General features: G+C 39.5%; 8 protein-coding genes and 1 CRISPR repeat array. All 8 genes read left to right on the top strand.

The genetic code is table 11. From position 1 onward, the window contains the following. Nucleotides 1–305: 305 nt before the first annotated feature. The 8 genes from cas3 to CI595_RS16735 all read left to right on the top strand — a co-directional run bounded on the left by cas3 (nt 306) and on the right by CI595_RS16735 (nt 11829). A complete protein-coding gene (cas3, locus tag CI595_RS16770; RefSeq protein WP_243135205.1) occupies nt 306–2774 on the top strand; it encodes a CRISPR-associated helicase Cas3' in 2469 nt (822 codons plus the stop codon). An 18-nt stretch (nt 2775–2792) separates the two neighbouring features. Next, nucleotides 2793–3536 carry a type I-C CRISPR-associated protein Cas5c gene (cas5c, locus tag CI595_RS16765; RefSeq protein WP_095174793.1) on the top strand — a complete coding sequence of 248 codons (744 nt, stop codon included), beginning with the start codon at nt 2793–2795 and terminating at the stop codon, nt 3534–3536. After that, nucleotides 3524–5506, top strand: coding sequence for a type I-C CRISPR-associated protein Cas8c/Csd1 (gene cas8c, locus CI595_RS16760; protein WP_095174792.1), 1983 nt, complete (start codon nt 3524–3526; stop codon nt 5504–5506). The genes cas5c and cas8c overlap by 13 nt, the downstream gene beginning before the upstream one ends. 4 nt (nt 5507–5510) lie before the next feature. Beyond that, on the top strand, nt 5511–6365 hold the full coding sequence (cas7c, locus tag CI595_RS16755; protein WP_095174791.1) for a type I-C CRISPR-associated protein Cas7/Csd2: 855 nt from the start codon (nt 5511–5513) through the stop codon (nt 6363–6365). Beyond that, a complete protein-coding gene (gene cas4 / locus CI595_RS16750) occupies nt 6355–7023 on the top strand; it encodes a CRISPR-associated protein Cas4 (protein ID WP_095175061.1) in 669 nt (222 codons plus the stop codon). The genes cas7c and cas4 overlap by 11 nt, the downstream gene beginning before the upstream one ends. Continuing rightward, nucleotides 7020–8051 carry a type I-C CRISPR-associated endonuclease Cas1c gene (gene cas1c / locus CI595_RS16745; protein ID WP_095174790.1) on the top strand — a complete coding sequence of 344 codons (1032 nt, stop codon included), beginning with the start codon at nt 7020–7022 and terminating at the stop codon, nt 8049–8051. Before cas4 ends, cas1c begins: the two co-directional genes overlap by 4 nt. 9 nt (nt 8052–8060) lie before the next feature. Further along, nucleotides 8061–8351 carry a CRISPR-associated endonuclease Cas2 gene (cas2, locus tag CI595_RS16740; protein ID WP_095174789.1) on the top strand — a complete coding sequence of 97 codons (291 nt, stop codon included), beginning with the start codon at nt 8061–8063 and terminating at the stop codon, nt 8349–8351. A gap of 170 nt (nt 8352–8521) precedes the next feature. Beyond that, a CRISPR array of direct repeats spans nt 8522–9738; the repeat unit is 32 nt; unit sequence GTCACCACCTTCGCGGTGGTGTGGATTGAAAT. A 363-nt stretch (nt 9739–10101) separates the two neighbouring features. After that, entirely contained in the window at nt 10102–11829 is a 1728-nt protein-coding gene (locus tag CI595_RS16735) for an AAA family ATPase (RefSeq protein ID WP_095174788.1), read from the top strand. The last annotated feature ends 280 nt before the right edge of the window (nt 11830–12109 follow it).

The raw sequence follows: 12109 nt of genomic DNA, 5'->3' as shown, positions 1-12109 counted from the left end.
AATAAGGGGTGTTTTATGAGCTGACATGATTATATATCCTTTTATTTTTTGTTTCAGTATACCATTTATTACTATTTCATGCTACTGTTATTGCGAATTAGCAAATTAAAGTATAATGTGGGGAGGTAGGTTACCGTGTGTGGAGAAGGCTGAAGTGTGAGATGCGGTCTTGTTATATACTAAAATGTCAGACTTGTAAATAAAAGATTAATATGATAATATATGGTTAAAGTGTATAATAAGAAAGAAATAAAAATCAAAAATATATATAAAATATACAAAAATATATAGGGGATAAGTTCTTGGTGAACAAAATAAACACAAACTTTGAAAAAAATAAGTATATAGCCCATACCATACCCGAAACAGGTGATATACAGTTTATGGAACAGCACTTATTAAATGTAGAAAAACTTTCTGGTGCCAACTGTCCTTTACAGTTAATGAAAAATCTGGCGGTCATTACAGCAATACTGCATGATTCTGGTAAATTCTGTATAGAATTTCAGGAATATATGCAGGCAGTGATGGAATCTAATGGAGCAACTGTAAGGAGAAGAATTGATCATTCTACGGCGGGTGGAAGAATAGCCCTGAATTTATTGCCCGGAACCTTGTCGGCAAAAATGATTAGTATAGCCGTGTACTGCCATCATGGGTTACAAGATTGTATTGATTTGGAATTGGCAGTATCTTTGGAGGAAGAACGACAGAAAAAGGATATAGATTTGCAGACAATCTGCAGCAGATACTTTAAACTTTATCCTGTAGAAAAATTGAAAGAGTACTGCCTGCGGGCGCAGGACGATGTGCAGATATTGAAAGAGGAAATAAAAACTATAGCTAAAAGTGGTGACAGGGTGCGTATTTATGGTACGGAAAATTTTTTTCTGGGAATGTACGAACGCATCTTACTTTCCCTATTAATAGACAGTGACTGGACGGATACTGCTGCGTTTAATCAGCATGTCGATGTCACTTTCAGGAAAACAGCTGATGATACACAGAAAATTTGGAGTCAATGTATCAGGCATTATGAAAACTATCTTACTCAGATGACAAAGAATAAAAAAGACAGCCCTGTTGATAAATACCGACAGGAGATTTCTGAATACTGCAGGAAAACGGCAATCACTTCATGTCGGCTTTATCGTCTTACGGTCCCAACCGGTGCAGGTAAAACACTGAGTAGTCTCAGGTTTGCGCTTTATCATGCTGAAAAGTTTAAAAAGAAGCACATAATTTATGTGGCGCCATACAATTCCGTGTTAGAGCAGAATGCATCTGAAATACGAGAAGCAATCGGAAATCCGGATATTGTTCTGGAACATCACTGTAATGTGGTACAGGAAAATGATGAAGATGAGGAACGTTACAGGCAGTTATCAGAAAGCTGGGATTGCCCGGTTATTGTTACAACGGCAGTACAGCTTCTGAATTCGTTATACTCATCCGGTAAAATGAGTCTCCGAAGAATGCACGTCCTGTGTAATAGCGTGATCATATTTGATGAGGTACAGGCTTTTCCTGTTAAATGTACAGAACTTTTTAATCTTGCAGTTAATTTTCTAACTTCATTTTGTGGCACGACAGTTGTTTTGTGCTCCGCAACACAGCCTTCTTTAGCCAAGATACCTCAAAATAGAGTTTTTGAATCAAAAGAAATGATAGAAGATCCCTCAATATATGCACAGGCATTTAAGAGGACAAATATTATTGATAAGACGCAACTGAAAAGTGGTGGACTTGAAGTTGAAGATTTATTGGATTTTGTTGGTGAACTAATACCGAAACAAAATAAGATTTTAATAATAGTTAACACAAAGCCATGTGCAAAAGAAGTGTTTAAAGGTTTGAAAGAACGATATGGGGGACAGCAGCATCATTATTTATTTCATTTAAGTGCGAATATGTGCCCGGTTAATAGGAAATCTGTTTTAGGCAATATTAAGAAGAAATTAGATGAAAAGAAAAGTGAAGAAGATACCGTTATCTGTGTCAGCACACAGTTAGTGGAAGCCGGCGTTGATTTCTCCTTTAAATGTGTAATACGTTCAATGGCAGGTCTGGATAATATTATTCAAGCAGCGGGCAGATGCAACAGACATAGGGAAAGGGATAGAGGGGATGTATATATAGTAAAAATGTCACAAAAGGCAGAAAACCTTTCCAGAAACAGAGATATCAGAGATGCACAGACTGCAATGGAGGAGGTTCTGTATCAATTCAACAGCCATGCTGAAATCTTTTCTGATGATTTAAGTTCACGGGAAGCAGTTACTTACTATTATAACAGGTACTATCTGAAAAAAGTTGGTGTGGAGACAAATTTCCCGGCTTCTGTAAATGGAATACAAACCACATTGGTAGAATTATTGTCAAATAATCTGATAGGGTATAATCGTTATGAAGCGGCTCACAAAAATGAACCTGTTAAAAGAAGTAAAATGTTAAACCAGGCATTTAAAACCGCAGGAGATATATTCGAGGTGATTGATGAAGATGGGAAAGTAAAGGTAGTTGCAGCTTATGATGACACAGCAAAAAACATACTGAATCAATTGGAAAACCCTTATATTGATGCGGTTAGCCGTAGAAGAAATCTAAGAGCGATTCAGGGATATACGGTTGGGATTTCAATGGCTATGAAAGATAGGTTAGGGAGAGCGGTCAGTAATATTTGCGAGGGTAGGATTCTCGTGTTGAGCGATGATTATTATGATGAAGAGACCGGGGTTTTAGAGAATCCCAGATTAAAGAATATGTTCATGTAAGAATCAGGAGGTGAGATCATGGAGAAATTCAGGAACACTGTGGAATTTCAGGTGAGCGGTGACTATGCATTGTTTTCTAATCCGGTTATGCGTGTAGGTGGAGAAAAATGCAGTTATCACATACCTACATACGAGGCATTAAAGGGGATTCTTCAAAGTATTTATTGGAAGCCTACGTTGGTTTGGATCATAGACGCAGTGCGGGTTATGAACGGGATACAGACAGAAACGAAGGGGGTAAGGCCAATTGCATATAATGGGGGTAATGACCTGGCATATTACACATATTTAAAAAATGTGTCTTATCAGGTGAGGGCACATTTTGAGTGGAATGAAAATAGAGAAGAGCTGATTCATGACAGAAATGAAAACAAACATCATAATATTGCAAAGCGTATGATTAAGCGAGGCGGAAGAAGAGATATATTTTTAGGAACACGTGAATGTCAGGGATTTGTCCGGGAATGTGCATTTGGAGATGGAGAAAGTTATTATGATGATATGACAGGTGAGGTGGCATATGGTTTCATGTATCATGGGATAACCTACGCAGATGAGGCGGTACTGGAAGAAGACAAGGGGAATATGACAGTACGTTTTTGGAATCCTGTAATGAAGAAAGGGGGAATAATTGAATTCCAGCGTCCGGAAAAATGTACGATAAAACGATATATTAAGCAAATGGATATAAAGCCATTTGGTGAAGGCGAGTTCACTGGATTAAAGGAATTTGAAGAGGAGGAAAGTGCTTGGATTGGGTAAGTGAGTTATGTGATTTATATGAGAAAAATAAATATTTAGCGGGCGAAATGCGGTATAAAGAACAGATAAGAAAAAATGGAGTGGAAAAAACCCCACTGGTTCTTCTCCCTCCTTTTCATACTACGGTAACGGCACAGATTACGGTGACAATAAGCGAAAATGGTGAGTTTCAAGATGCAAAACTTGTGGAAAACGAGGACAAACTTACAATTATACCAGTTACAGAGAATTCAGGCAGCAGGACTTCAACAGTAGTACCCCATCCCTTATGTGATAATATTAAATATTTGTCAGGTGATTACAAAGATTATTGCATAGAGGGCACTAAGAACGCTGAAGAGTGCTATCAGCTATATATTGAAGCCTTAAGAAGGTGGCATATCTCACCCTATTCCCATAAGAAGGTAGATGCATTATATCTGTATTTGAGTAAGAAGTGTCTGATCCACGATTTGGTGGACGCCGGTGTGCTGAAGCTGGGAGAGAACGGAAAACTATCTGGATCGGTTAAAATACAGGGGATTGAGCAGGATAAGTCATTTGTACGATTTCGTATATTGGAAGGGTATCAAGAGAATGAGGATATCCTGTCTGATACAACAGGTAAATATTATTCAGAATGCTGGTTGGACCGTACTCTGCAGGAGAGCTTTATTAATTATTATCGTTCTTTAATGACAGAAAAAGACATCTGTTATTTGTCAGGCAATACTGAACAGCCAACCTATTTACACTCTAAGAAGATTAGAAATGAGGGCGATAACTCTAAATTGATTTCTTCTAATGATAAGGATTATTATACTTTTCGTGGGAGGTTTCATAATAAGGAGCAGGCGTTTGCTATTGGCAACGAAACATCCCAGAAGGTACATAATGCTCTAAAATGGATCATCAGAAGACAGGGGAAAAACATAGATACATTTTGCATTGTTTCGTGGGAATCCGATTTGTGTCCAATGCCGGCGTGGGATTTGGATACAGATTCAATTTGCAGTCAGTACGAAGAGGATTGGGGCGAGGAGGAGGAAGGGATTCCGGTATGGGATGGCAATCAAGCAGGAGCTCTTCGATTTAATGCTGCACTGCTTGGATACCGACGAAAACCCGGGAATATGTCACGTATGGTACTAATGGCATTTGATGCGGCAACCACGGGCCGCCTTGCGCTGGTGGAGTACAAGAGCCTGGAAACATCACGATATCTGGATAATATAAAATATTGGCATAGAGAGTGTGAATGGCTGCATTTGAAGCTTAAAGATGGTGGGGCTTATTACTATAAAGGGATGGCAGGTGTGAAAGAAATTGCCGACATAATTTATGGTACAGAGCAGAATGGGATACTTTCTCTGGGAAATAAAAGTAAGTTATATGGTCAGATTTACAGGCGTTTGATTCCTTGCATATGGGACCGGATGGATGTGCCGTTCGATATGGTAGATCTTGCGGTATCCAGAGCGTCATCACCTGTATCCTATGAAAAGAGGTACAATTGGGAGCGTACATTATCACTAGCATGCTCTCTTGTTAAAAAGAAGAGAAAGCAGCAAAATCCAAAGGAGGTATGGACATTGGCATTGAATAAAAAAAGCCGGGACAGAAATTATTTATATGGAAGGTTGTTGGCAGTTGCGGACCGGGTAGAATATAGGACATTTGATAAAAGGGACAGGGATGCGAACAGGGAAACCAATGCCAGAAGGTATATGAGTATGTTTTCACAGCGGCCATATGAGACATGGAAGATAATAGAGGAGAGTTTAGCACCATATTTTCCTAAATTAAAGTATCAAGAGAAAATTTATTATTGCAAACAGTTAGAAGAAATTTGTGAATTGTTTGATGAGGAAACTTTTAAGGATAACAGTAAATTAGACGGGCTTTATTTGTTGGGATTTCATAGTGAGTCCTATGAGCTGAGAAATAAGGAAGCGGATAAAGAGCATGATATTATCAGTGAGGAGGAATGAGAGTATGAGCGATTTAATGGGAAAAGTTGATTTTGCACTATTTATTTCAGCGTTAAATGCAAATCCTAATGGCGATCCGTTAAATGGAAACAGGCCGCGTGTAAATTTAGATGGATATGGTGAGATTTCGGATGTATGTATTAAGAGAAAAATCAGAAATCGTTTACAGGATTTGGGAGAACGGATTTTTGTACAGTCGGATGACCGTTCCGATGATTCCTACACTAGTTTGAAGGATAGAGCAGAGGGGTGTAGAGAACTTAAGGCTGAAATGGATAAAAAGAAAAAGGCAAACCGTGACACATTTGCGAAAATTGCATGCAGGGAATGGATAGATGTGCGGAGTTTTGGTCAGGTGTTCGCCTTTAAGGGGGAGGATGTATCAGTAGGGGTCAGAGGCCCTGTGTCTATACATCAGGCTGTTAGTCTTTCTCCTGTGGATGTAATTAGTATGCAGATAACAAAAAGTGTAAATAGTGAATCCGGCAAAGACAGCAAAGCATCAGATACAATGGGAACAAAACATAGAGTGGGATTTGGTGTATATAAAGTTCAGGGAAGTATCAATGTACAGCTTGCTGAAAAAACAGGATTTACACATGAAGATGCACAGTTATTAAAAGAAGCATTAAAGACGTTGTTTGAAAATGATGCATCATCTGCCAGACCGGAAGGCAGCATGGAGGTCTGCAAACTTTATTGGTGGCAGCATAAAGATAAGACACCGGCTGTTTCTTCTGGAAAAATACAGAGGGCATTCAGGATTGAGAAAGTGGAACATCCAAAGTCATTTGAAGATTATGAGATCCATTGGGAACCTTTGGAATGTGTTGAACCGGAGGTGTATGATTTTGTATGATGAGGATAATTTCCTGCAGTTGTCCGGTGTACAGCATTTTGCATTTTGCAGAAGGCAGTGGGCTTTGGCATACATAGAACTTCAATGGCAGGAAAATATTCGTACTGCGGAAGGCAGGATTCTGCATGAAAAAGCCCATGATGTGAGCGCTAAGGAAAAGAGAGGGGAATTAATTGTTTCAAGAGCAATGCCCGTCCATTCACGAGTGTTGGGCATCAGTGGTGAATGTGATGTAGTGGAATTCCACAAAAGTCAGGAGGGTATCACATTATCTGGTAAGGATGGGAAATATATCGTCATACCTATAGAATATAAACGTGGTGAGCCAAAGGCAAATGATGCAGATAAAATGCAGCTAATGGCTCAGGCGCTCTGCCTGGAAGAAATGTTGTACTGTGAGATTCCTATGGGCTATTTATTTTACGGTGAAATACGCCGGAGAGAAAGAGTGGAGTTTAGCGAAGAGCTAAGAGAAAAAACAAAAAGTGCTTTCGCTGAAATGCATCAGTATTATGAGCGTGGGTATACACCGAAAGTAAAGCGTACCAAGAGTTGCAATGCTTGTTCTTTGAAAGATATTTGTCTTCCGGTCTTAAATAAAGGGAAATCTGCAGCGGATTATATAATAAAAAATATTTCGGAGGTGGAAGACGGATGAAAAGGCTGTTGAATACCTTGTATGTAACTTCTAATAACCGTTATCTGTCCCTGGATGGGGAAAATATAGTTGTTTTAGAGGAACAAAAAGAAATTGGTCGTGTACCTCTCCATAATCTTGAATCTATTGTAACCTTCGGATATACGGGAGCAAGCCCGGCCCTTATGGGAGCATGTGCTAAAAAGAATATCGATTTATGTTTTATGTCCGGAAACGGAAGGTTTCTTGCGCGGGTTTCGGGTGAAGTGCGTGGAAATGTTCTATTAAGAAAACAGCAGTATAAGATAAGCGGAGATAAGGAGCAAAGTCTTTGTATTGCAAGAGATTTTATTACAGGCAAGATATATAATTCCAGATGGGTATTAGAAAGGGCGTCTAGGGACTATTCTCTAAGGCTGGATTCTATATTGCTGAAGAAAAAATCTTCCATGCTGGCGGATAGGCTTCATGCTGTGAGAAAATGTAAGAGTGCGTCAGAATTATTAGGAATAGAAGGAGAAGCCGCTTCCCTATATTTTTCGGCTTTCGATGATTTGATCCTTCAGCAAAAGGAGGACTTTTACTTTAAAGGAAGAAATAAAAGGCCGCCGCTTGACCGTGTCAATGCGATGCTTTCTTTTACATACTCTCTTCTTGCCGGGATGTGCGGATCTGCTTTAGAATCAGTCGGTTTAGACCCATATGTTGGGTTTATGCATACAGACAGACCAGGCAGAATGTCATTAGCTTTAGATTTGATGGAAGAATTCCGTAGTGTGATGGCGGACCGTTTTGTTCTTACATTAATAAATAAACGTATTGTAAAAAAGGAAGGATTTATTCAAAAGGAAAATGGAGCGGTAGTGTTGGACGAAGAAACCAGGAAAACTTTTTTATCTGCCTGGCAGGCTAAAAAACAAGAAATGATCAAACATCCGTTTTGGGAGGAAAAAATTGAATGGGGAATGGCTCCGTATGTTCAAGCTTTGTTGCTTGCACGCTATATAAGAGGCGATTTAGATGAATACCCTCCGTTTTTTTGGAAGTAGGTGATATGAATGTTAGTTCTTATTACATATGATGTAAATACAGAAACAGATGCAGGGAAAAGAAGACTTAGAAAGGTGGCTAAACAGTGTGTTAATTATGGAAGAAGAGTACAGAACTCAGTTTTTGAGTGTATTCTTGACAATGCGCAATGTGTTTCTTTAAAAGCTGTTTTAGAAGGAATTATTGATAAGGAGGTTGATAGTCTCAGATTTTATTATCTAGGAAATAACTATAAGACTAAAGTGGAACATTTTGGTGTGGATAGGGGAACTGCGGCTGATTCGACTTTGATTTTTTAGTGCGAATCCCAAGCAGACAGAAAAATCCTGGGTCATTCGCACCGATGAATGTGTCAAAAAGTGGATGGCTTGTATAACGGTTCATAAATAGTAACGTTTTTATTATCATGATAATAAGAAAATTGGTGTTTTTATACAAAAACATCAGAGGAAAAGTAGATATTTTTGCTGTCACCACCTTCGCGGTGGTGTGGATTGAAATATGTGGAGAATGGAAAAGGTATTGTCCACTATAGTCACCACCTTCGCGGTGGTGTGGATTGAAATCTTTTGTACTCGGTCTGGCAGGACCTGTACTTAGGTCACCACCTTCGCGGTGGTGTGGATTGAAATGCCACACTGGTATGTTGCACCGCCGTAACGGTGCTGTCACCACCTTCGCGGTGGTGTGGATTGAAATACAGGATTCCATGTCTTACACACCACTCTGTCTGTCACCACCTTCGCGGTGGTGTGGATTGAAATAACACAGGAAGGTCTTATGTTTGACGGAGATTTTGTCACCACCTTCGCGGTGGTGTGGATTGAAATAAGTATGTAGAGCAGTATGAAGATTACCTAACCGTCACCACCTTCGCGGTGGTGTGGATTGAAATAAAATTTTAACGATTCTATTACGAACAACTTCGGTCACCACCTTCGCGGTGGTGTGGATTGAAATGCGCTGTCCTGGTAATTGCAGCGCAGATTTCCCGTCACCACCTTCGCGGTGGTGTGGATTGAAATATGTTCCTTGATCCAGTCCTCCACGACATATATAGTCACCACCTTCGCGGTGGTGTGGATTGAAATGATGAAGAATGCGCAATAAATGATTTCATCAATAGTCACCACCTTCGCGGTGGTGTGGATTGAAATATGAGTACAGTTATACTCATATTTACGTTGGGCGTCACCACCTTCGCGGTGGTGTGGATTGAAATGTCATCATTCTTACAATTACACTACTGTTCATTCGTCACCACCTTCGCGGTGGTGTGGATTGAAATGGATTCATACCTTCAAGAGTCGAATTTAAGACCCGTCACCACCTTCGCGGTGGTGTGGATTGAAATAAAGCAACAACCGGTACTATAGCCAGCGGCAATAGTCACCACCTTCGCGGTGGTGTGGATTGAAATGATCTCTGCAGAGGTGGAGCGTGCGACAGGCCAGGGTCACCACCTTCGCGGTGGTGTGGATTGAAATTCCTCACAATCTTTTTCATTGCATGATTACTTGTCACCACCTTCGCGGTGGTGTGGATTGAAATATTTCAGGATAGAGAATACATACCGTTAGAGGACGCGTCACCACCTTCGCGGTGGTGTGGATTGAAATGTAGCCATATCCACGGCTTTCTCGTATGTCACAGCGTCACCACCTTCGCGGTGGTGTGGATTGAAATGTACCAATGCCCGAGACTGACCCTACAACGGCGCCGTCACCACCTTCGAGTTGTGGGAGTGAAATATTGACATCTTCTTTTAATCCTCTTATAATGAGGGGCATCCTCCTCGCGTTAGTGTGGATTGAAACATTTAAATGTAGGGTATACTGTGATTGAAAACGAAAGTCACCTTCCTCACGCTGGTGTGGATTGAAATGTTCTATTGCTTATTTCATGGTACAATACACTCTCGTCACCACCTTCGCGGTGGTGTGGATTGAAATACATAATGAATCCATTGGCATCTAGCGAGGATTAAGGGGAATTGAAGAAAATATGACTAAGTGAACCTGATTTTTCAGAAAGGGGCGTGCAGAAGAAATGAATACCAAAATTAAAAAGAAACTCCCTATTGGTATAGAGAGTTTTGAGAAAATTCGCATAGAAGATTTTTACTATATTGATAAGACCGGTTTAATTAAAGCCCTACTTTATAATTGGGGAGAAGTTAATCTTTTTACACGACCCAGACGTTTTGGAAAATCTCTTAATATGAGTATGTTAAAAAGTTTTTTTGAAATAAACACCGATAAGGAGTATAAAAAAAATTTGTTTGAAGGGTTAGACATTGCAAATGATACGGACTTATGCAAGACGTATATGGGAAAATTTCCGGTCATTTCAATCAGTTTAAAAGGTGTAAATGGAACTGATTTTTCGGCTGCACGCTCTATGATGAGTTCAATCATCGGAAATGAGGCTTTGAGATTCTACTTTTTGTCAGAAAGTCCCAAATTAAACGAAAAGGAAATAAAATTATTTAATCAACTGACAGAGGTTGATGAAAGTAACCGTGAAGGTTTTATTATGTCAGATACAGTGCTGACAAGTAGTCTAAAGATTCTATCTATGCTGCTCCAAAAACATTACGAAAAAAAGGTTATAATACTGATTGATGAGTATGATGTCCCTTTGGCTAAGGCCTTTGACAACGGTTATTATGACGAGATGGTGATGTTGATACGAAACTTGTTTGAGCAGGTATTGAAAACGAATGACAGCCTGCAGTTTGCTGTATTAACCGGATGTCTGCGGGTATCAAAAGAAAGCATATTTACAGGGTTAAATAATTTGAAAGTCCTCTCTATCACTGATGTACGATTTGATGAGTATTTTGGATTTACAGATAAGGAAGTGCAGGATCTCTTAAAATACTACGAACTGACCGAATTTTATGGCATAGTGAAAGATTGGTATGATGGGTACCGCTTTGGAAATGTGCATATTTACTGTCCTTGGGATGTAATATGTTATTGTGATGAACTTAGATTTGATCCCAAAGCACTGCCAAAGGATTATTGGTCGAACACTAGCAGTAATGAGGCTGTCAGACATTTTATAGAAAATGCTGAAACTAATACAACAAAGCGTGAAATAGAACGCCTTGTAGAAGGTGATATAATCAAAAAAGAGATCCGTCGGGAACTGACTTACCGGGAGCTATATAATAACGCGGAAAACATTTGGAGTGTTTTGTACACAACAGGCTATCTGACACAACAGGGAGAACCTGATGGAGATATATTTCCACTTGTAATTCCAAATCAGGAAGTCAGAAAGATATTTACAAAGCAGATTACAGATTGGTTTCAGGATACAGTTAGGAAAGACGGAGCAGCATTAAATGCATTTTGTGAAGCATTTGAAAAAGGCGATGCAGCTGAAGTGGAAAAACAGTTTAATTCCTATCTGAGAAAGACCATCAGCATCCGGGAGACTTTTGTTAAAAAGGACAGGAAAGAAAACTTTTATCATGGAATTCTTCTGGGTCTGCTTAGCTTTAAGGGGAATTGGAATGTATGGTCTAATCGTGAATCCGGTGAGGGTTATAGCGATATCCTCGTAGAAATTGAAGATAAAGACATGGGGATTGTAGTTGAAGTAAAATATTCAGATGACGAAAATCTTGAAGCTGTGTGCAGACATGCGCTGAAGCAAATAAATGATAAAAATTATCCTAAGGAGCTTCAGCAGCTAGGTTTAAACCATATATTGAAATTTGGAATAGCGTGCTATAAAAAAAGATGCAAAGTGATCAGTTTAAGGTAACAGTTCAGACAGGTCTGCGCATTTACTGCGCTGACCGTATGAAAAAGTAGTGCCAGTTTTATCCAGCCCATCGCAAAGCGATTTTTAATGGCTGGATGCGTAACGGTTCAGCTTGTCTGAACTGTTACAGTTTAAGAGAAAGCTGATTATAATCAAAACAATATTTTTTTCTTAATCTGTTAGGAGAGGCATGGGATTAGTCAAATCATATGTAAACAGATAAATCGGACCGGAGGAGTGCGTTTGAAAACCCCTCCGGTTTTATTCCCATCTTGCCTGA

This window comes from Blautia hominis (assembly GCA_002270465.1).
GTDB lineage: Bacteria > Bacillota > Clostridia > Lachnospirales > Lachnospiraceae > Blautia > Blautia hominis.
This window is presented reverse-complemented; position numbering and strand designations above follow the sequence as displayed.

Excerpts from the sequence above, each read along its gene's own strand:
- CI595_RS16735 (WP_095174788.1), top strand. The coding sequence starts at position 10,102 with ATGAATACCAAAATTAAAAAGAAACTCCCTATTGGTATAGAGAGTTTT.
- cas7c (WP_095174791.1), top strand. The coding sequence starts at position 5,511 with ATGAGCGATTTAATGGGAAAAGTTGATTTTGCACTATTTATTTCAGCG.
- cas5c (WP_095174793.1), top strand. The coding sequence starts at position 2,793 with ATGGAGAAATTCAGGAACACTGTGGAATTTCAGGTGAGCGGTGACTAT.
- cas2 (WP_095174789.1), top strand. The coding sequence starts at position 8,061 with ATGTTAGTTCTTATTACATATGATGTAAATACAGAAACAGATGCAGGG.
- cas1c (WP_095174790.1), top strand. The coding sequence starts at position 7,020 with ATGAAAAGGCTGTTGAATACCTTGTATGTAACTTCTAATAACCGTTAT.